This window comes from Pseudomonas sp. S150, assembly GCF_004526365.1.
Classification (GTDB): domain Bacteria; phylum Pseudomonadota; class Gammaproteobacteria; order Pseudomonadales; family Pseudomonadaceae; genus Aquipseudomonas; species Aquipseudomonas putida_A.
Genome location: NZ_CP038207.1, coordinates 4,586,623 through 4,605,808 on the forward strand (window position 1 = coordinate 4,586,623; position 19,186 = coordinate 4,605,808).

Sequence of the window (19,186 nt, forward strand, 5' to 3'; positions counted from 1 at the left end):
TGTCGATCCTCTGCAACGCGCAGGAATGACAGGATGGGATAAATTTCGCTCATTCGCTCAGTAATGTCAACAGTCGATTACGCGGCACACTCAATGATCAAACCCTCTGCTCCTAGAATTTCGGCGGCGTGCGCCAGCGCATCGTTGACCAGGTCGTCAGCAGCCTTGCCGATATCCTGCCGCCACCGGCGCCGCGTCGACTCCGGAGTACCGTCGTTGTCCCAGGTGTTCATGTCGTAGAAGCTGTCCTTCAGCACGATCATGTCGGCAGATCTGGATTCATCCTTCTTCGCCTTGGCCTTCCCGGCCGATATCGCCGCCTGCACCATCGACTCCCGACGCCATGCCGGCGCATCAAGCGGGATCTCAACAGATACGGACTTTGCCACCTTCACCCGCGCTCCTTTGAGCTGTGGGATAGCCCAGGCCGTGGTGGCCTTGTACAGAAACAGTTTTGACGCTGGAGTCCTAATGAGGGTCTGCAATGCAGAGATGGCCTGCACCTTGCACCCTTTGTGGGTGCTGTACTTCGCCACCAGCGCGTCCCAGTGCTTCTGCTCGAGCGCGCTGTGCAGCCGGGCGGATACCCAGCAGTCCACTTCTCTGCGATCCATGGTGTCGGCACCACGCGAGCGGACCAATGTCGCCAGGTCGCCGCCCTCTTCTTCGTCGACAGAGTTGTACAGCTTCTGCCATGCCTGTGTGCTGGTGTTGTCGATGGCTTCGGCGGCGAGGGCAGATACGACCGCACCCAGAATATTTTGGTAAATCATCCTCAATCCCCCTTGAACGACGAGCCACCAGGCCCGCGCGTATTGGTTTGCTGATACAGCTCAGCGGTGGACTTCGGCGCACCAGGCGGAAGAATCGCAGGGCGACCGCCCTGTCGGATCAGCATGCCCAGCTGAACGATCAGATCATCTACTGGCAGCGGCTCCAGCGTTTCGGCGTGCACCAGGCCGGAAGCGTGGCAACCGATGCAGTCGAGCTGATGAAACACGCCCTGTATCACCCCTTTCCCGGCACAGGATGGGCAGTCGGTGAGCGGGATCTGGCGGCGCACAAAGGCGGGGCCGTGTGTTCTTTTATCCATTTTTAAACCTCGCCTTTTATTGTTTCGTGATTTGGCTAGAAGCCGCGCCATACAAGGCCTCGGCCGCATTCTGCGAATTTCCGTTTCTAGTCATGGTCAAGCGGTGAATCAGGCTGAAGCCTTTCCCGTCTAACCATTCGTGCCACTTGTTCAGGGCTTCGCGCTTGAGCAGTTCGGCGGACGTGTGGATGTAGGTCTGCACGTTGCGGGTCATCGTGTGGTTCACCAGCATCTCGCCGATGAGGAAGTCCACACCGAGATCGGTCCAGCCGGTCCGGGCCACCTTGCGCAGGTCGTGGCTTGTCCACTCGCCCTTGCCCAACCGGGTGAACACGGCGCAGGCCTGCCCATCACTCAGGCACCCGCCCAACCGTGCAGGGAACACGAACGCGCCCTTGTAGCCCTTCCCTGCCTGCCATTCCCTGTAACGCCCCAGCAGCGCGCAGACCTGATGGGTCAGAGGCAGCCGATGCTCGCAACGGGTCTTGGTGTTCTCGGCCGGGATGAACCACTCGCCCTGCTCACCCAAGGTCAGGTGGGCCCATCGAGCCATCCGGGTTTCACCGACCCTCGTACCGTGGCAGAGCATCATCAGCGCCAGCATGCAGTCCTGCGGCGCCCGGTCGAAGCCATCGGCCAGTTGTTCGATCACGTCCTCGATCTGCACGGCGCGAAGGCGCGATGGTTTCGGCAGGATCCGGGCCTTGGTGAAATCGGTGAACTTGAAGCCGGCGATCGGGTTGGTGCTGATCAGCCGCAGCTTCTCAGCCTGCCGGACAGCCACCACCAGGACGCCCCACACCAGGCGGACGTAGGACAGCGAGAACTCGGCCTGCATCGGCCACATCAACTGCTTGTCCAGGGTGAACCGGTCGAGATCGTCCACCAGCAGCTCACCGAGACGCGTTTTCAAGTGGAGACTGATGATCGAAGTGTTGGTGGAGCGGCGCTTATCCGAAAGGCTTCGGTCAACGGCCTGTCGGGCGGCAAACCACTCCAGCAACTGGCCAACGGTCTGCAGGGTGCCGGCCGATGCCGAGGCCTTTGGATCTGCGGCCAGGCGCTCGCGGATCTTCGGCAGCGCGTTGATCAAACCCTTCACCGGCAGATCCGGGAATCGAGCGATCTTTTCCCATTTCTTGCCGACCACCAGGTGCCACGTACCGCGCTCGCGGTTCTTGTGGAAGCGGAAGTAAACGCCCGGGAACCGCGCGTCACGCATGTCACGGATACCGGTGTTGGCCGATTGCCGGCGGATCTCGGCGTCTGAAAACGTGGTCAGTAGGCTCTGGCTCATGGCGTGTTCGGCTCCGGGTCGATTGGGTAATCCCGGATGTGCACACGCACAGCGCCGCCAGGCACCGGCTCGCCGATGTTGATCGTGGTGACGAAGTTTTTGTCGTCGATGCCCAGGCCGTCCGCAACACCGTCACGGCCGGCCTTGAAGCGGGCCAGCAGGTTGTCATCGTCATAGGCCCGGCGATTCGGCGGGCAGAACGTCACCCAGAAGTATTTTTTGCCACTGAGGCGCGGTGCATCCAGCGCCAGCGCGATCAGGCCGCAGGTGCGGCGATACGCCTTTGCATGCTTGTGTTTTTGCCGCCAGTGCACGCGCGCATTCGGACTCAACTCCTTTGGCGGCCACGGCAGCGTCATGTCGATCATGCAGCCCCCTTTACGGTGAGAATTCCGGCCCGGATCAGGCCTTCATGTGTTTCGGCGATGGCGCGCGGCATGTCGGACCAATCAACCTCGCCGGCGGCACGACCGTCGATGACGTCGTGGCAGGAGCTGCAGGCGTACACCGCAACGGTGTCGAAGCCCTTCATGCCCATGCCCTTTTGTCCGCACGGCAAATGCGCGAGGATGGTGGTTTCCGGGTTGTGGTTGCAGACACCCGGCAGGCGCACGGTGCAGTCCTGTCCTCGGGCCGAGTTGCGCAGCTTCTTCGAGCTCACTCGCATGCCGGCTTCCCCGTAACGACGTCGACCACTTCGAAGGTGCCCGGCCACATCCACGCGCCGTAGCGTTTGGCCATGGCCGAATCGGCGAACAGCGCCAGTGCGTGATCCGGCGGCGAACTCAAGTCGACCTTGAACGAGCAGCAGAACACGGCCCAGCGGTAGGTTTCGATCTCAGGGACAGCGAGGCGGCGATCAGGCATGACGGACACCCCCTGAACGCATGGCGCGCAGCTCGGCCAATGCCCTGTTTCCGACCTCAGGCGTCCGGCGGCCATCAACACGGGCCGGCAATGCCAGTGGCATCTTTTGCAGCGGCAACCCATCGATCAAGCGGCGAACCGTGATCACGTAGTTGCGCTCAAACAGCTTGCGCGAGAGAGAGGTTTCCAAACGGTTCAGGCTTTCGAAGCCAGACTCCTTGGCCGTGTGCCAGATTGCGTCGTGCGACCAGTTCGCCTGGCCGGCCATCGACGGATGAACATTTCGGCACGCTTCGCGAAACGCCGTTTCGAGTGGAGGAAGGCCGAGCATTTCCGGGGTTGGCTGGCACAGATTGATGAACTTGCCGACGCTCGGCGCGAAGTCAGAGCCAAGCTTCCGGCACTGCTCGATGCCGAAGCGAATCTGCTCGATCGTCGTTATTTTCTCGGCCATGAAGGCCTTGGTCCACGTAGCTTTAGCGGCGCTGGTGGCCTCTTTGTCAGGCCATGCCTGCTTCCACGCCGGGAAAATCGCCATCAGCTCGCGAAACAACGAGTTGATGACCTGGACAGTTCCCGGGTCAGCCTTCACTGGCGCCACCTCGGCCGACGCTACGTTGGGCAACATTTGCAGCACATTCGAAACGGAATTCATCACAGACCTCCCAGGTCATCGCCCCAGCTGGTGTCGTTGAAATCAGGCTCTTGACCACGACCTGCTGCCTGCACACGTTCACGCTTCACCCACTGCACCAGTCGGTGGCACCAGCCCGCCGATGTATCGACGGTGGCCGGTTTGGCAACGAAGAAACCCATGAAAGCCCGCACGGCGGCGTCAGGTATCGCATCAGCGGGAAGCCTGGCGATTGCAATTTGATCGGATAGAGACTTCTCGTTCGGCTCCCAGGTCGCGAACATTGCGAAGCGCTGACGGTCGTCCTGCGACTCGATGGCTGCGCGGTTCTGCTCGTCGAGAGCGGCATCAATCTCGCGCTGCTGCAGCTGCTCTTCGGTTCCTTGATGGTTCAGTGACGGATTGGGTGCAGCTGCTGCACCCCGTTCTGCGTTTTCCTGCACCCCGTTCTGCTGTGAGCTGCACCCCGTGCGGTCATCTGCACCCCGATCCTTACGGGGTGCAGCATTTGCACCCCGCTTCATCTGAAGGTCGTACACCACAGGCCTGCGGTCACGGCGGTCGATATACGCGGCAGCGATCGCTTGATTGCCTTCAACGATGAAGCCGGCTTTCTCCAGTTCATCAAGTTTCAAGCGGATCGTGCGCTCGGATAGGCCAGTGTCCTCAGAGAGGGTCGCGGCGGACGGGAACGCACCTCGTCCATCGCTACCGGCGTAGTTCGCCAGACACAGCAGAACGTGACGAGCCGCCGGGTTTTCGAGATCGGTCTTGCGGAGCGCAAGCGCCCATGACATTGCTTGAACGCTCACTTCGAGGCTCCGATATTCAGTTCGGCCAAACGGGCAAGGCCCTTTGGGGTAACGAGAGGATCGAAAGCGGCACGCTCAGCGCCGGTTTCTGAGTCAGGCTTGAGAGCGGTGACTTTGTGGACCATGTGGCCCGAGGTAATTCGTGGCTGGTAGGCAGTCCACCGACCGGAGCCATGACGGCGGAAGATCCACCGGTTCTGCTGCATCCAGGCAAACAGCTTCGATGGCTGAACCTGCAAGTGCTTCGCGGCGTCCGTGATGCAGATCGCACCGACAGCGGCTGCCAGACGATTGATGGCCGCAACCTTCGGGGCCTGATCGAGGATGACCAGGCGCAGGCTTTGGTTGTCCTTCGCCTGATCAGCAGCAGCCTGGAGCGCCTCGGCGTAAGTGGCCGGGATCTGGAACTGACCCGCCTGCGCTTCCAGCTCCTGCCAGCGATCAATGATTCGGGCGCGCAGCTCGACGTTGTAGCCGGACACGACGACCAGGGTATCGCGCTGCGATAACAGGAACTCGCGATAGACCTGGCCGTTCTGCGGGTGGACATAGGGGGTGTCGTTTGAAGAAACGACACCCTTCGCGACCAGGGCGCGGATGGTTTTCAGCACGTTGTCGTGAGAGCTACCAATCAGATCTGCGATCTCACGCGAAGACATGTGTCGCGACACGTTTTGAGATTGGGCAAAACGTGTCGCAGGAATTGGGGTATTGCCGGGGGTGACGTTCGTATTCATACTGGCCCCTCAAGTTTGTTGTTTGAAGAAGCCGGTCTAGCCACCGGCTTTTTTTCGTCTGCGTTTTTTTACTGTATGGATTTCCAGCATTTCCGACGCACTGCCAGTACCGCCCCCTCTGCTGGATAATCAGCCCAACAATCGGGAAGCGTTCTCTGGAAGTCCTGGTCGCAGGTCACGCGCAAGAAATTTTCCTTCCGTAACGATCTCCGCCTTCAAAGCGGCCTCGGCGGAACAGCCGTGAAGCCCCCGAACCCAACCGCTTACAGTCCCCTGTTTCACATCAAGGGCGGCTGCGGTTGCTGCTTGGGAGCCGAAGTGCTCTACAAGTTTTTTGAAAGTGTTGTTCATCGAATCTCCGCCCATATAAAGGGATGCCTTTATGTTATGGAAAGGGATACCTTTTTGCAACTGCAAAGGTTGGCCTATAAATTGGCGGGCATGGAACTCAAAGACAGATTGAAACAAGCACGAAAGGGCGCCGGGTTAACCCAGGTTGAACTCGCTGATCGGGCAGGCATAAAACAGGCATCCATCTCGGAGATAGAGCGAGGGCTTACTCGCACCTCTGGACACCTGATAAAACTGGCTCAGATATGCGGAGTTGACCCCGTTTGGCTTTCTGAGGGGACTGGTTCACCGGAAGGTAATCAGCGCCCTCCTACAGTCGAAGCAAACGCCGTGCTAATCGGGTCTTTCGACGTATGGGACGATGAGACCCCGCTGGATGATGACGAGGTCTATGTGCCGTTTCTCAAGGAAGTCGAGTTGTCAGCAGGTGCTGGAATAACGGCAGTTCACGAGTCACCAAGGCAAAAGCTGCGGTTCGGGAAAATGACTCTACGCCGACAGGGCGTCCAACCATCCGAGGCTGTCTGCGTAACAGTTTCCGGCAACAGCATGGAGCCCGTACTGCCCGACGGAAGCACTGTAGGCGTTGACCGTGGCACAACCACCATAACCGACGGGAAGATGTACGCCCTGGATCACGGCGGCCAGCTCCGCGTTAAGACGCTATACCGACTGCCTGGTGGCGGCATTCGCATGCGCAGCTACAACCGTGATGAGCATCCTGACGAGGAGTACACACCTCAGGATATGCTCGAGAAAGAAATCGCGGTTCTCGGCCGGGTCTTCTGGTCCTCCGCTCTCTGGTAATTCAGCCCATACCTGTAATGAATCCCGCAAAACGCGGGATTTTTTTTGCCTTAAATAAAAAATAAAGGCATACCTGTTGACTCGAAATAAAGGCTGCCCTATATTTTGCCCATCGCCGGATAACAACCGGCCAGATGGAAGGCAGCGATGAACCGGCCTCAACGGTTCAGAGGGTTGGCAACTGACCCGGGCGTGCAGCGTAAAGCGCCAAATCCAGTTATCCGGCGGACGGTGTCGCGGTCGGACGAACAACTTGAATGAGCCCATACCGCGCCAGCAGCGCCGAAGGGACACGGTGTTTTTCACTGATGCGCCTGGCCAGCCGGGCGCATTGGGAAATCAACCGAGAGGCACACAGCATGGAATCAATCATCAAGAGCGGCACATGGATCGGCCATCTCGGCCTTGGGCTTGCTCGCAGAGAACTTCAGTTTTTGCTTTTAGTCGCCCAGGGCCTTACCGCCAAACAGATCGCCCGGTCACACGATGTTGAGCCTGGAACGGTCGCCAAGCGGATATCCAACGCCATGTTCAAGCTGGGCGTTCATCGCCAGTCGGCGGCGGTCGCCGAGGCTATGCGGCGGGAGATCATCGTAGGACAGGCAGACGGTCCGAATCCTCAAGGTCCAGTTGGGGAATCGAACGATGGTGTTTTTATCGCTTAAACGACGGCAATGCATCACTGCTGCACCTTGGCGACAGGGTGCATTGGGATGCGGACGAATATGCGGCCTATAACCGCCCACCTGCATGCAACACCAGATGAGTACGGCGAGCGCCCGCCAAGATGCCAACGGCGCGACAGTGAGGGTGACCACCATGAAATAGACCAGCGCTTCAACTTGGGTAGCGAAGAAAGCCTGACTATTCGCTCGAGAATCCATGAGCAGGCAGCGGACATCTTGGTCGACGGTGTCACCGCGCACCACCGGGCAACCGGCAGGCCTACCCCTACGTTCAAGTTCACCGCTGATGATTCAACCCCAGGCTGTCGCCAGTAGCGAGCCTGGTGGGCTTCTCACGTAGGGAGGTCTTCGTGTGAAGCAAACGAAAAGCCCGGGTGCAACCGGGCTTTTTTACGCCTCGCGTTTATTGCGTCAGCACTCTCCCCTGCGCCCAACGGCAACCAGCAGGCGCCGCCGAGTGCTGACGAATGAACGCAACCCCACCACCGAGGGATCAGCCATGCACCCATCCTTGCAGCAACGCGTCGACGGGCTCAAAGCACTTCGTCTGCGCAACGTCATCGCCACCGCCGAGTTCTACTCCCTGATCGGCAAGGAACCTCCCGTGCAGAAGATTCGCTATCAGGTCGTTGCCAAAGGCACCCACGCTTTCCACATCACCGAGGTGTCGACCGGCAAGGTGAAGGGGTTTCGGTTCACCTACAAGGAGGCGATGAACTTCGCCCAGGCGTTGGAATCGCAGGCAGACGGGGTCAAGGTGACGCTCTCAGGTAACCGGCAATGATCGGCGTTCCAATGCCAGATCCGCGTGAGCAGATCACCGATCACCTGAACCGGGCGCTGGAAGAGTTCTTCGGCGCCGGCAAGCAGGTTCAACAGATCGCGCCGGGTGTGTCCGGTGAGCGAGAGCTGACCTTCGGCACCGCCTACGGCGACAAGCTTCGCGCCAAACGCGACAAGTTGGCACCGGCCCTGAAGAAGCTGGCCGAGAACGGCGCCACGCTGTACCAGGCCGCTACCGAAGTCGGGATCGATCACAAGCGCGCAAAGCTGATTGCCCGAGAAAACGACTTCACGTACGCCGATTCATGAGGCGGATGACCAACCGGGCGGCCACGCGCCGCCGACAGACCTGGCTGGACTTGCCGGCCAGCGGAATTGAAGAGGTAGGCCGTGGCCAAGAGCAATGCGGAACGCTCAGAGAAAGCCGCGGCGAAGAGGAAGAGCCGCGGCGAAGAAGAGATCAGGCTCCACTGCCTACCCGGCACGCGCCAAGCTCTTGCTGAGCTGATGACCTGGAGCGGCATCGAGGAACCGGGCGAGGCGATCACGCTGATGATTCATCACCTGCACGGCCTTGGCCCGGGCGGCGCCCTTCCCCTGCTCACTCCGCCGCGACACGAGTATGTGATACCCGAAAACGTGTCGCGGAAGTTAAAACTCGCCTTTGACCGTGAAGAGTTTCGACTCGGTCGAGATAAGTCAGATGCGTAGGCATAAATCGATTAAGGAAGCGCAATAACGTTATTGAGCGTTTTTGAGGCTTCTTCAAACCGACCCCAGTTCCTCATGCACATCATACATTGAAACCCTACTTCCTGACGCATGAAAGCAAGCTCCTGCTCTTGAAATGCATCTTTGACGAACGCTGCCTCAACTCGGGCAACGATCGTATCAATGGATCCGCAAATCTGATGAAAACTATCGACGAGCTCATAACTGCCAAGTTGATAGGATGGAAGCTGACTCAACGAATTTTTGGAATTCTTCAGCAACTGGCAATGAATCTTTCGCCAGTTCTCAACAAGAAGTGCTGAAGGACTGCCATTATCAATTAACGAACCAAATGACTTAACACCGTTAACCGCATTTTGAACTACGAAATAAAACGCTGCAGATCGACTCGCTACTTCCTGTTCGCGTATTTGGTTCTGTTTTCTTATCTGCTTATTTCCTATTAAGAATGCAGCCCAAATCGATGCTATCGATCCAATTGCCTGCACCCAACTCGCCAGCTCGCTTTTGTTCAAGTCGAAAAGCGCTATTACGAAGCAAAAAGCCAGAAGCAAGACTGCATTTTGCACAGAATTCCAAGGTTTAAACCAACCGTCTTCTGGTTCCCTAGGCATTACCAATCACTCCCTTTTCAAAAATCGCAATATACCGGCGAGAATCTCTTATGTCCGCACAACAGAAGAAACACCCCTTCGACTTCAAAACTCAATACGGACTCGGCTTCAGCACTCAGGACGATGAGATCGTTGTCGACTTCTTCTGCGGTGGCGGCGGTGCCGGTACCGGGCTGGAGATGGGGCTCGGCCGCGCGGTCAACGTTGCGAAGAACCACAGTCCTCAGGCGATCAGCATGCACACCGTGAATCACCCGGGTGCCGTGCACTACACGACCGACGTGTTCGACGGCGATCCGGATACCGAGTGCGGCGGCAAGGCCGTGGGCTGGTTCCACATGTCGCCGGACTGCACGCACCACAGCCAGGCCGCCGGCGGCCAGCCACGCAAGCGTGAGATCCGGAACCTGTCGTGGATCGGCCTGAAGTGGGCCGGCAAGAAAAAGCCACGGGTGATCAGCCTGGAGAACGTGAAGCAGATCCTTCAGTGGGGGCCGCTGATCGCCAAGCGCTGCAAGGCAACCGGCCGAGTCGTGAAGCTTGGCGGCGGCGTTGCCGCACCTGATGAAGTCGTCCCGGTCAGCCAGCAGTTCCTGGTGCCAGACCCGGCGCGGCGCGGGCAGACCTGGGCCGTGTTCGTCGCCGAGCTGCAGCGCCTGGGTTACACCGTTGAATGGCGAGTGATCAAGGCCTGCGACTTCGGCGCACCAACCAGCCGTGAGCGACTATTCATGATCGCCCGCTGCGATGGTCAGCCGATAGTGTGGCCTGAGCCAACCCACGCGAAGAACCCAGCCAAGGGACAGCAGAAATGGCGCACCGCCGCCGAGTGCATCGACTGGACTATCCCGAGCAAAAGCATCTTCGACCGGCCAAAGCCGCTGGCACCGGCAACCCTGCGGCGAATCGCCAAAGGCATGAAGAAGTTTGTCATCGATGCCGCCGACCCGTTCATTGTGCCGATCGCGAACTGGTCCGGCGAAAGCGTGCAGTCCGCAAACGAGCCACTGCGCACCGTGACATCTTGGCCACGCGGCGGATCGTTCGCCATGGCCAGCCCGATCATCGCGCCAGCCACGCACCAGGGCAGTGACCGTATCAACGATCCTCACGCCCCGCTGCCGACGATCACCTGCGCGAATCGTGGCGAGCTGACGCTGATCAGCCCGGTGATGGTTGGTGCTGGTGGTCCTGCGTACAGCGGCAAACCGGCGTCAGCCGATCAGCCAGTCGGCACGCTGATGACCCAGAACCACCGCGCACTCGCGGCGGCGCACCAGGTCAAGTTCCGGTTCTCGGATGAAGGCAAGGCGCTCGACGAGCCGCTACCGACCATCACCAGCGGCGGAAACTACCAGCGCCCGGCCGGCGCCGCCCACGCTATGGGCATCTCCACGGTTTTCATGGCCCAGATGAATGGCGGATTCAACACCACCGACGCCAAGAGCATTGAGGACCCGATGACCACGGTGACCAACACCGGCAGCCAGCAGCAGCTGGTGACCGCGAACCTGGTGCACCTGCGCGGCAACTGTGATGCGCGGGCCGCCGGCGACCCGCTGCACACCATCAGCGCCGGCGGCACTCACCACGGGCTGGTAACCGCCTTCATGGAGCGCCAGTTCGGAGCCAGTGTCGGCCAGGGCGTGGATGAACCGGCACCGACGATCACCGCCGGCGGTGGCGGCAAGAGCTCGCTGGTCGAGCTGCAGCTCTCGCCAGAGGTTGAAGCCGGTGCGCTGCGTGTCGCGGCATTCCTGATCAGCTACTACGGCACCGAGAACATGAGCGCCGCCGACGCGCCAGCGCCAACGATCACCACCAAGGATCGGCTTGGCTTGGTCACCGTCACCATCAAAGGCACGCCGTACGTGATCGTCGACATTTGCTTGCGAATGCTCCAGCCGGCCGAGCTGTACAAGGCCCAGGGCTTCCCCGCCGACTACATCATCAGCCACGGCGCCGACGGCAAGCCGTTCACCAAGACCCAGCAGGTGCACATGTGCGGCAACAGCGTCAGCCCTCCGCCGATGGCAGCACTGGCTCGGGCCAATGATCCGTGGCGCGCCGTCGAGCAGCAGGCAGCCGCGGCGTAGTCACAGCCACGGCAACGCCGACAGCCAATCGGCCAGACGCATCAGAATCTGGCTCAACAGCTCGACGAGAACTTGATACATCAACTCAGCAATCAGTTGCTTCATGCGGAAGCGCTCCGGTGGTTTTAGTCACCGACAGTCTTTCATGCGTTTTCTAAATCGCTTGCTGAAAGGTTTTGTGCCAATCGCTCACACAACAAGAAGTCAAACCCTCCACCGCCCGGGAATGCCCCGGCATAGGACATTGCCATGCCCACAGAAAACCGTATCGACTGTCCGGCGCTGCACAAGCGCAGCAACAGCTACCCATTCGGCGATCGAGTGCCGCGCACGGTCCGGATGCTGAAAACCGTCACCGCCGATCCAATGCCCAGCATCGGGTTCGCTTACATCAAGGGCGATGTGCCGGTGGCCACGGTCGGCAATTCTTATCCGGTGTGGACGAACAGCCACGGCGCGGTGGCGGTGGTGATGCTGGATGGAGCCCGTCTTGGCCTGCGCCCCGCTGAGTTCGAGGTCGATAGCTGGCACGACATCGCACAGGAGACAGCGTGATGATCAATCTCTTCTGGCGCCTCGCCGACTGGTTCATCGCCCGCGCCAAGCTCACCCCGTACCAGCACATCATGTCCGCCGACGGCACCGAGATGTACATGGGCCGCTGGTGGCTGTTCAACCCCTACAGCCGGGAGACGCACAAGCCGAAGTTCTGGTGGTGCCCGTGGTCGTTCCGGATCCACCACATCCTGCGGCCGGATGAAGACCGTGATTTACATGATCATCCCTGGAACGCCCGGACAATCATCCTGCGCGGCTGGTACTCGGAGCAGCGGCCGTCAAGCGACGAATGGAAAGAGAAGATCGTGGCAGCGATGGTTTCGAAGCCTGATCCGAAGGTGGTTGCCTGGGTATTGAGAAATACCTGTGAGTGGATCATGCGCTACCAAGGCGACACCGCCCGCCTCAACCACGGCGAATACCACCGCATCGACCAGGTATCCCCCGGCGGCGTCTTCACTCTCTTCATCACCAGCAAGTGGCGCGGTGACTGGGGATTCCTCGTAAACGGCGTGAAGGTGCCTTGGCGCACCTACACCGGTACCGACAACTGATTGGAGATTGCATGATGCGCAACATACAAACGCGTGAAGGTTTCGAGTTCTGGGACAAGCTGAACGCTCTACCGCGCTACGCCTTCCTGCTTTCGCCCTCCGGAAACTCGGTGCAAAAATTCGAAGACCAGGCTATGGCAACTGGATCGATGTGCACGAAGCGCAGAAGATAGTCGACCAGGCGCAGGAACTGATCAGCGAGTTGCAGGAAGAAGTGGCTCGCCAAAAGCGCTATGTGCAAATCAACGGTGATTCAGCCCAAGGCAAGCATGCGGAGGGCCAGCGGTACCGAGACGAGCGTGACGCCCTGCAGCAGCGCCTGAACGCAGCGGATCAGAGGATTGATGAGCTCGCATCGCCGCCGCTCACTGATGAGCTTCGGTGGATCCTTGGGCAAATGTGTTTCCAGCACATCCACACAGCCCAGGCACTGCGCTTGATGGGGCATGAGATCGCAAAGAAGGCCGAGGACGAACAGGCTGTAACGATCCACTGGATGCTCGGCCACTACCTGAAAGATCCGCAAAACTGGCGCCGAAACGCGTCCGCCGAGTTGAAAGCGGCAGCTCCGGCCGCATAGGAGTACATCCGTACTCCTACCACAGTTTTACTCCCTCCCCCTTCAAAGTCAGCCGCTATAGCGGCAAGGACGAGACATGCCTATCGAGAAAATCGAAAAGGAGGCTGACCTCTGCGCGCTGTTCATCCAGGAGTTCAACGAAATGCCCGGATGGACGTGCTACCCCGAGGCTGCTGGCTTCGACGTGCTGGTCGTGCACGAAGACGGCCGGCAGATCGGCGTCGAGGCCAAGATGCAGCTGAACGCCAAGGTGGCTGACCAGATCCTGCCGTGTCGCGGCGACGAGCTTTACGGGCGTGCAGGACCGGATTACCGGCTGGTGATCGTGAGCAAAATCACCGACGCCAGCAAAGGAATCGTGAAGATGCTGGAACACCTCGGCGTGAGGGTCCTCGTACCGAGGTCGAGTTGGACGCGCCACGGTGATTTTTTCACCTTCAGCCTCGATCATTCGCTGCTAGAGGTCAGCAATCACCAACCGTTTTATGACTGGTACATGTTCGACTGGAACCCGCCCGAACGCTGCCAGGTTCCAGTGCTGGTAACGAACTTGCCCGCCGGCGTGCCGGCACCGGTGCGACTGACACCGTGGAAAGAGTCGGCGCTGAAGGTTCTGGCCCAAATGCGCCGCCAAGGCTTCATCACCGCCAAACAGATCGCCAGCCACGGTATCGGCGTCACCGCGTGGACTCAGGCGCCCGGGAGCAAGCCAGCGTGGCTGGCCAAGGGCACCGTTCGCGGCACATGGATCGAAACTGAACACATGCCGGCTTTCGATAAGCAGCACCCGGACGTGTACGCCTTGGCCGTCGAAACTTTGGCCGCTACAGCGCCAGCCGAACTGGAGCTATCGCCATGATCACCAAGTGCCTACTCGGCTGCACCCTCTTCTTCTGGCTTCCATTGGCCCTGACCATAAAGGCGGTGATCGGATGAGCAAACAAGCGATTCACCTTTACCCGTGGGACGGCGGCACCGAAGCCGATCAGGATCCGCCCGATCACGTTTACTGCGGCACCGATGGCTACATGGCCGACGACCAGCTCACCAATGACTGGTGTCACGTCACCTGCAAGCGCTGCCTGAAAATTCGGGAAAAGGAACTGGCGGCGCGGGCGGCGGACGATCGAGACCAAAAGGTCAGGCTGTTCGACGAAGCGCAAGCCATCACCATCACGCTCGGTCACCGAAATATCTCAACAGCCATCAAGGCTTTGATCAGGGAGCGCGACCAGCTCAAGGCTGAGCGCGACAACCTGCGCGAAGATCGCGACGGCCTACTCGAAGCAGGAGCGCACCTACTATGATCTTCGCCCCGCTCTACATGGCCTACCTCATCTACAAGGGGCCGTGGCGATGAAAGCTCGAATCGAGAAAAAACTCAGCCAGCGCCTGGTTCAGCTCCACCCCGCGCTGTATGGAAAGGCATGGCGCGACGATGAATTGTCCGAACTGGCATACGACCAGCGATCAAACGTCAGGCACTGTCGGAGTGTTGGCGGTGGCACCGACTACTGGGGTGAAGGCATGGACACCTACACAGTTTGGGCAGACTGGAAAATGAATTGGAGTTGGCATGGGCCATTCGAAGCGCACCCAGACGGCCACCAATCCGAGGGATATCCAGACACGGGAAGCTTCAGACCAACCACGCGAAACCTGCTGAAACTGGCGGTCGATTGTGAGCTGGCCGAGCGGACCAAGGGTCGCCCGCGATGAAGCAGATGGTCAGCGTCCGCACCGAGGAACTGGCCGGCCCGGCGCTGGACTGGGTAATCAATGCGATCGAGGGTGACCAGCAGCCCGTCGCGGGCCAGCTGGATCTATTCGCCCTGCCCGACGCCGAGCAACTGATCACGAAGTACGGCGTCTGGGTCGAGCGTGGCCACCCGTCACCCTGGCTGGCCGATACGGCCCGGGATCCATTCAACCGTCAGTCCGGCGAAACCCGGTCCATCGCCGTGTTCCGTGCCGTGGTTTTCGCCAAGCGTGGTGCAACGGTCAAGGTCCCCGCCGCACTCATCCAGTAACAACGGAGGAACATCCATGGCTGAGATCTTCGAATTCCCGGCCAGCAACCGGCTGCACAACCGAAAGGTTCTGCAAAACCAGGCAGAGCGGAAGAAGCTGGCCGACTGGTTCCGCGCGATGGCGGCGCACATTGAAGGCGACGAAATCGAACGCGAGCCACTGGCGGCAATGATTGTCCTGAGCAGCGCAGGCGGCGACGAGGTCTGCCACGTTGGTTACTCCGACCACAAGGAAGTCAGCCTGCGCCAAGCCGGATACGCCGCCAAGCAACTGGTATCAATCCCCTACACCCGACGCGGCGGAAACTTCTTCGACCGCTGGTAACCCCTCCCCCTACTCAACAGCCTGCCGGTGTACGGCGGGCGAGGAATTCGTATGTCCGCACTGAACCGCTTCCACGAAACAGCGAGCGATGCGCTGGAGAAGATCAGCGCCGCCTTGCCGGCCGGCGCCAAGCTCTGCCTGGCCATCTACACCCCTGATAAACCAGAACTCGACATCGTGCTTCAGGACAAAGGGCTCGACCTGAACGAGGTGGTTTCCACCCTGCGCCGGCGCGGCCTGAGCATCGACGGCGATAACGCCTACAAGCGTGACCTGCGTGATTCGATCGTCGGAACGCTGGCCTTCGGCGCGCAAGACCGTTGCCCACCTCCAGCGGGGCATTGGGCGCAGCTGTTCTGGGATATGGGCCGCGAGTCAGCAGCAAACACCGGGGCGCTGATTTCGGCCCTTGAGCTGGTCACTGACTGTCTGAGCAAGGCGCTCACCGGTGGGGAAGTGTCAGCCGCGAGAGCGGGAAATGCTTTGAAAACCGCCGCCGAACTTCTCGCCCAACAATCTCGCTAAACCACAACCTTCTGCCGCCGCCGGCGGCGCGGAGCATCACCATGGCAAAAGTCATTGCCCACATTACGGCCAGGCTGCCGCGCCTCATGGAGGCAGGCGAATACAGAAAGCTGCGGTACGCCGGCGGAAAGCCGAGTCTGCAACAATTGAAAAAATGGATTGAGGAAGGCGAAGTTGTGGGAGAGGTAAAAGGCGGGATGTATTTCGTGGACCTGCAGGCGGTGGTGCTGGGGTCGAATGATCCCCTGCTCGCCAAGATGATGGAGGTGGGCTGATGGCTCCGCCGCGCGCCAGGACAATCAAGAACAGGGATCTGCCGGCCAACCTTTACCCGAACGGGAAATATTGGCAGTACAAGAACCCGATCACCGGCAAGAAGACCAGCATCAACAAGCCGATGGCAGAGGCCATCAAGCTGGCCAACGCCGCCAACGCGAAGTTGCTGCCCCTGCTGGCCGACGATGGCGCGCTGCTGGCAATGCTCACCGGCGAAGCGGCGCCGAAGTTCAGCCGCTGCCTTGAGCGATTCGAAGATGAATGGCTGGGCACTCGGAACTATGCCGAGCGGACGCTGAAGGAAATCAAATTCAAGTTGGCCCGATACCGGGAAGACCTAGGCGATTTGATGATGGGACAACTGGACGTGCTGACCGTGGCTGAATACCTGGACGGCTTCGAGAACAACGCCTACACCAAGCATCGCGGGCTGCTTGTCCAGATATTCGCCTTCGCCGTGGCCAAGGGCTTGTGCGAGCGCAACTCGGCCGAGCTGACACTGGTCAAGAAAGAGGCAGAGAAAAAGCGCCAGCGCCATACTGTCGAGGGACTGAATACGATTTTGAATTACGTGGGGACGCCGATCTGGCTGAAGCGCGCGATTCGGCTGGGTTTGCTGAGTCTTCAGCGGCGGGAGGATATCGTGATGTGGCCGAAGTCGGACGTTGACCTCGAGCAGAACACTATCAAGGTGTCGCCCGGGAAGACGCAGAATTATGGGAAGCCGGTGCACTTGGAGATTGCCATGGGGCCGGACTTGCGCGAGGTCGTTGCCGAGTGCATGCGATCGCCGGTTGTGTGCCCGTACCTGATCCACTACTCGCCGAAGGCCCGCAAGCGGTCGCAACTGGATGCCAAGCTGCACTGGAACGCCGTGACACCCGATTACCTGACGAAGTCATTCGCCCAGGCGCGTGATGATTCTGAGGCCTACAAGGACATGCCAGCCGGTGAGAGACCAACCTTTCACGAGATTCGGGCACTGGGTGCGTGGCTTTATGAGCAGCAGGGTTTCCCGCAGGAATACATCCAAGGGTTGATGGGTCACGCGGACGTCAAAATGACTGAGCACTACCAGGCGGGCCACGGTGATGACGCCGTGGTGTACATGCGGGTGAGCGCCGACCTGCAGGTGTAAGCGGTGGTCGTTTGCCCAAAGTATTCCCAAAGTTTGCCCAAACGACAGGCAACAAAAAAAGGGCCCACCTTTCGGTGAGCCCTTCTAGACCGCCCAGCAGAGCGGATTTTGTTTGGTAGGCGCGATTGGACTCGAACCAACGACCCCCACCATGTCAAGGTGGTGCTCTAACCAACTGAGCTACGTGCCTGCTGTGAGGCGGCATTCTACGGAATTCCGGAGGGGTGTCAACACCTTTTTTTCACCTAACCCTATGAATATGCAAAATATTTAATTTCGGGCCAGTAGAGAAGATTTTTCCGGTGGCTGGCGGAGGTTTTTCAACTCGGGTAGGATCGACGCACTCGTAAAATATATTAAACAGAGGCGCAGGATGGCGAACACCCCTTACCCAGAGTCTTATTACGCTGCGTCGGCCAATGCCGTACCGCCACGTCCGGCCTTGCAGGATGATGTGGAGACGGATGTCTGTGTGATCGGCGCCGGGTATACCGGGCTGTCCTCGGCGTTGTTTCTGTTGGAGAACGGTTTTCGCGTGACGGTGCTGGAAGCAGCCAAGGTCGGCTTCGGTGCATCGGGGCGTAATGGCGGGCAGATCGTCAACAGCTATAGCCGTGACATCGACGTCATCGAGCGCACCGTTGGCCCGAAGCAGGCGCAACTGCTCGGGCAGATGGCCTTCGAAGGCGGACGGATCATTCGGGAGCGCGTGGCCAAGTACAACATCCAGTGCGACCTGAAGGACGGCGGCGTGTTCGCCGCCCTCTCCGCCAAGCAGATGGGTCACCTGGAGTCGCAGAAGCGCCTGTGGGAGCGCTTTGGCCACACGCAACTGGAACTGCTCGATCAGCGCCGCATTCGCGAAGTAGTGGCGTGCGATCAATACGTCGGCGGCATGCTCGACATGAGCGGCGGCCACATTCATCCGCTGAACCTGGCGCTCGGTGAAGCTGCTGCGGTCGAGTCCCTCGGCGGCACCATCTATGAGCAATCGCCAGCCGTGCGCATCGAGCGTGGTGCCAACCCGGTAGTGCACACGCCGCAAGGCAAGGTCAGGGCCAAGTTCATCATCGTTGCCGGCAACGCCTATCTCGGCAATCTGGTACCGGAACTGGCGGCGAAATCGATGCCGTGCGGCACCCAGGTAATCACCACCGAACCGCTGGGCGATGAGCTGGCGAAATCTCTTCTGCCACAGGATTACTGCGTCGAAGACTGCAACTATCTGCTCGACTACTACCGACTGACCGGCGACAAGCGTCTGATCTTCGGCGGCGGCGTGGTTTACGGTGCGCGGGATCCGGCGAACATCGAAGCGATCATCCGCCCGAAAATGCTCAAGGCGTTCCCGCAACTGAAGGACGTGAAGATCGACTACGCGTGGACGGGCAATTTCCTGCTGACCCTGTCGCGCCTGCCGCAGGTTGGGCGCCTGGGCGACAACATCTACTATTCGCAAGGCTGCAGCGGCCACGGCGTGACGTACACGCATCTAGCCGGCAAGGTACTGGCCGAGGCGTTGCGCGGTCAGGCCGAGCGTTTTGATGCGTTTGCCGATCTGCCGCATTACCCGTTCCCCGGCGGGCAGTTGCTGCGCACGCCGTTTGCGGCATTGGGTGCGTGGTATTACGGGTTGCGTGACAAGCTGGGCTTCTGATCAGTTTTCTTGACTGGCAAACAACTGTGGCGAG

Annotated in this window: 28 protein-coding genes, 1 tRNA gene and 1 pseudogene; 18 read left to right on the plus strand and 12 right to left on the minus strand. The window is 59.7% G+C overall.

Annotation, left to right across the window (positions count from 1 at the left end; genetic code table 11):
• Positions 1 to 77: 77 nt before the first annotated feature.
• From E3Z29_RS21075 to E3Z29_RS21120, 10 genes are all read right to left on the minus strand, one after another.
• Positions 78 to 773 (minus strand): hypothetical protein, encoded by a 696-nt coding sequence (locus E3Z29_RS21075; protein ID WP_134786842.1) that lies wholly within the window; start codon positions 771 to 773, stop codon positions 78 to 80.
• A gap of 2 nt (positions 774 to 775) precedes the next feature.
• Entirely contained in the window at positions 776 to 1,144 is a 369-nt protein-coding gene (locus E3Z29_RS21080; protein WP_134786843.1) for a hypothetical protein, read from the minus strand.
• Entirely contained in the window at positions 1,110 to 2,390 is a 1,281-nt protein-coding gene (locus E3Z29_RS21085) for a tyrosine-type recombinase/integrase (protein WP_134786844.1), read from the minus strand. Before E3Z29_RS21085 ends, E3Z29_RS21080 begins: the two co-directional genes overlap by 35 nt.
• Entirely contained in the window at positions 2,387 to 2,758 is a 372-nt protein-coding gene (locus tag E3Z29_RS21090; protein ID WP_134786845.1) for an endodeoxyribonuclease RusA, read from the minus strand. The genes E3Z29_RS21085 and E3Z29_RS21090 overlap by 4 nt, the downstream gene beginning before the upstream one ends.
• Positions 2,755 to 3,057: a nuclease domain-containing protein gene (locus E3Z29_RS21095; RefSeq protein ID WP_134786846.1), complete on the minus strand. Its 303-nt coding sequence runs from the start codon at positions 3,055 to 3,057 to the stop codon at positions 2,755 to 2,757. The genes E3Z29_RS21090 and E3Z29_RS21095 overlap by 4 nt, the downstream gene beginning before the upstream one ends.
• Positions 3,048 to 3,257, minus strand: a complete 210-nt coding sequence (locus E3Z29_RS21100) for a hypothetical protein (RefSeq protein ID WP_134786847.1) — start codon at positions 3,255 to 3,257, stop codon at positions 3,048 to 3,050. The genes E3Z29_RS21095 and E3Z29_RS21100 overlap by 10 nt, the downstream gene beginning before the upstream one ends.
• Complete coding sequence (locus E3Z29_RS21105) at positions 3,250 to 3,912, minus strand: replication protein P (protein ID WP_134786848.1); 663 nt, start codon at positions 3,910 to 3,912, stop codon at positions 3,250 to 3,252. The genes E3Z29_RS21100 and E3Z29_RS21105 overlap by 8 nt, the downstream gene beginning before the upstream one ends.
• On the minus strand, positions 3,912 to 4,688 hold the full coding sequence (locus E3Z29_RS21110) for a helix-turn-helix domain-containing protein (RefSeq protein WP_134787605.1): 777 nt from the start codon (positions 4,686 to 4,688) through the stop codon (positions 3,912 to 3,914). Before E3Z29_RS21110 ends, E3Z29_RS21105 begins: the two co-directional genes overlap by 1 nt.
• 11 nt (positions 4,689 to 4,699) lie before the next feature.
• Positions 4,700 to 5,362 (minus strand): phage regulatory protein/antirepressor Ant, encoded by a 663-nt coding sequence (locus E3Z29_RS21115; protein WP_134787606.1) that lies wholly within the window; start codon positions 5,360 to 5,362, stop codon positions 4,700 to 4,702.
• 207 nt (positions 5,363 to 5,569) lie between these two features.
• The gene (locus E3Z29_RS21120) at positions 5,570 to 5,806 is read right to left on the minus strand and encodes a YdaS family helix-turn-helix protein (protein ID WP_305955839.1); all 237 of its coding nucleotides are present in this window, start codon (positions 5,804 to 5,806) and stop codon (positions 5,570 to 5,572) included.
• Between the two features lie 75 nt (positions 5,807 to 5,881).
• On the opposite strand from E3Z29_RS21120, the gene E3Z29_RS21125 reads away from it, so the two are divergent.
• The 5 genes and pseudogenes from E3Z29_RS21125 (at position 5,882) to E3Z29_RS21145 (ending at position 8,778) form a co-directional block, all read left to right on the plus strand.
• Positions 5,882 to 6,598, plus strand: coding sequence for a helix-turn-helix transcriptional regulator (locus tag E3Z29_RS21125; protein ID WP_134786850.1), 717 nt, complete (start codon positions 5,882 to 5,884; stop codon positions 6,596 to 6,598).
• Between the two features lie 359 nt (positions 6,599 to 6,957).
• Positions 6,958 to 7,191: pseudogene (locus tag E3Z29_RS21130) on the plus strand (response regulator transcription factor); the annotation flags it as partial.
• A 445-nt stretch (positions 7,192 to 7,636) separates the two neighbouring features.
• The gene (locus E3Z29_RS21135) at positions 7,637 to 8,068 is read left to right on the plus strand and encodes a hypothetical protein (protein WP_256662028.1); all 432 of its coding nucleotides are present in this window, start codon (positions 7,637 to 7,639) and stop codon (positions 8,066 to 8,068) included.
• Positions 8,065 to 8,376, plus strand: a complete 312-nt coding sequence (locus E3Z29_RS21140; RefSeq protein WP_134786851.1) for a hypothetical protein — start codon at positions 8,065 to 8,067, stop codon at positions 8,374 to 8,376. The genes E3Z29_RS21135 and E3Z29_RS21140 overlap by 4 nt, the downstream gene beginning before the upstream one ends.
• 81 nt (positions 8,377 to 8,457) lie before the next feature.
• Entirely contained in the window at positions 8,458 to 8,778 is a 321-nt protein-coding gene (locus tag E3Z29_RS21145) for a hypothetical protein (protein ID WP_134786852.1), read from the plus strand.
• 11 nt (positions 8,779 to 8,789) lie between these two features.
• Here E3Z29_RS21145 and E3Z29_RS21150 read toward each other — a convergent pair whose 3' ends face one another.
• A complete protein-coding gene (locus E3Z29_RS21150) occupies positions 8,790 to 9,413 on the minus strand; it encodes a hypothetical protein (RefSeq protein ID WP_134786853.1) in 624 nt (207 codons plus the stop codon).
• 50 nt (positions 9,414 to 9,463) lie between these two features.
• On the opposite strand from E3Z29_RS21150, the gene E3Z29_RS21155 reads away from it, so the two are divergent.
• The 12 genes from E3Z29_RS21155 to E3Z29_RS21210 all read left to right on the plus strand — a co-directional run bounded on the left by E3Z29_RS21155 (position 9,464) and on the right by E3Z29_RS21210 (position 17,495).
• Entirely contained in the window at positions 9,464 to 11,509 is a 2,046-nt protein-coding gene (locus E3Z29_RS21155; RefSeq protein ID WP_134786854.1) for a DNA cytosine methyltransferase, read from the plus strand.
• Positions 11,510 to 11,758: 249 nt separating this feature from the next.
• Positions 11,759 to 12,064 (plus strand): hypothetical protein, encoded by a 306-nt coding sequence (locus E3Z29_RS21160; protein WP_256662029.1) that lies wholly within the window; start codon positions 11,759 to 11,761, stop codon positions 12,062 to 12,064.
• A complete protein-coding gene (locus tag E3Z29_RS21165; RefSeq protein ID WP_134786855.1) occupies positions 12,064 to 12,621 on the plus strand; it encodes a hypothetical protein in 558 nt (185 codons plus the stop codon). Before E3Z29_RS21160 ends, E3Z29_RS21165 begins: the two co-directional genes overlap by 1 nt.
• 151 nt (positions 12,622 to 12,772) lie before the next feature.
• Positions 12,773 to 13,201 carry a hypothetical protein gene (locus E3Z29_RS21170; RefSeq protein ID WP_134786856.1) on the plus strand — a complete coding sequence of 143 codons (429 nt, stop codon included), beginning with the start codon at positions 12,773 to 12,775 and terminating at the stop codon, positions 13,199 to 13,201.
• A gap of 76 nt (positions 13,202 to 13,277) precedes the next feature.
• Positions 13,278 to 14,060: a hypothetical protein gene (locus tag E3Z29_RS21175; RefSeq protein ID WP_134786857.1), complete on the plus strand. Its 783-nt coding sequence runs from the start codon at positions 13,278 to 13,280 to the stop codon at positions 14,058 to 14,060.
• Positions 14,061 to 14,133: 73 nt separating this feature from the next.
• A complete protein-coding gene (locus E3Z29_RS21180; RefSeq protein ID WP_134786858.1) occupies positions 14,134 to 14,508 on the plus strand; it encodes a hypothetical protein in 375 nt (124 codons plus the stop codon).
• 49 nt (positions 14,509 to 14,557) lie between these two features.
• Positions 14,558 to 14,920: a hypothetical protein gene (locus E3Z29_RS21185; RefSeq protein ID WP_134786859.1), complete on the plus strand. Its 363-nt coding sequence runs from the start codon at positions 14,558 to 14,560 to the stop codon at positions 14,918 to 14,920.
• Positions 14,917 to 15,231, plus strand: a complete 315-nt coding sequence (locus tag E3Z29_RS21190; RefSeq protein ID WP_134786860.1) for a hypothetical protein — start codon at positions 14,917 to 14,919, stop codon at positions 15,229 to 15,231. The genes E3Z29_RS21185 and E3Z29_RS21190 overlap by 4 nt, the downstream gene beginning before the upstream one ends.
• 16 nt (positions 15,232 to 15,247) lie before the next feature.
• Complete coding sequence (locus tag E3Z29_RS21195) at positions 15,248 to 15,556, plus strand: hypothetical protein (protein WP_134786861.1); 309 nt, start codon at positions 15,248 to 15,250, stop codon at positions 15,554 to 15,556.
• 51 nt (positions 15,557 to 15,607) lie between these two features.
• On the plus strand, positions 15,608 to 16,081 hold the full coding sequence (locus tag E3Z29_RS21200; RefSeq protein ID WP_134786862.1) for a hypothetical protein: 474 nt from the start codon (positions 15,608 to 15,610) through the stop codon (positions 16,079 to 16,081).
• Positions 16,082 to 16,122: 41 nt separating this feature from the next.
• Positions 16,123 to 16,356 (plus strand): hypothetical protein, encoded by a 234-nt coding sequence (locus E3Z29_RS21205; RefSeq protein ID WP_134786863.1) that lies wholly within the window; start codon positions 16,123 to 16,125, stop codon positions 16,354 to 16,356.
• A complete protein-coding gene (locus tag E3Z29_RS21210) occupies positions 16,356 to 17,495 on the plus strand; it encodes a tyrosine-type recombinase/integrase (RefSeq protein ID WP_134786864.1) in 1,140 nt (379 codons plus the stop codon). Before E3Z29_RS21205 ends, E3Z29_RS21210 begins: the two co-directional genes overlap by 1 nt.
• Before the next feature lie 113 nt (positions 17,496 to 17,608).
• Here E3Z29_RS21210 and E3Z29_RS21215 read toward each other — a convergent pair.
• Positions 17,609 to 17,685 (minus strand) — tRNA-Val (locus tag E3Z29_RS21215).
• 183 nt (positions 17,686 to 17,868) lie between these two features.
• On the opposite strand from E3Z29_RS21215, the gene E3Z29_RS21220 reads away from it, so the two are divergent.
• Positions 17,869 to 19,152 carry an FAD-binding oxidoreductase gene (locus tag E3Z29_RS21220; RefSeq protein ID WP_134786865.1) on the plus strand — a complete coding sequence of 428 codons (1,284 nt, stop codon included), beginning with the start codon at positions 17,869 to 17,871 and terminating at the stop codon, positions 19,150 to 19,152.
• Positions 19,153 to 19,186: the final 34 nt, after the last annotated feature.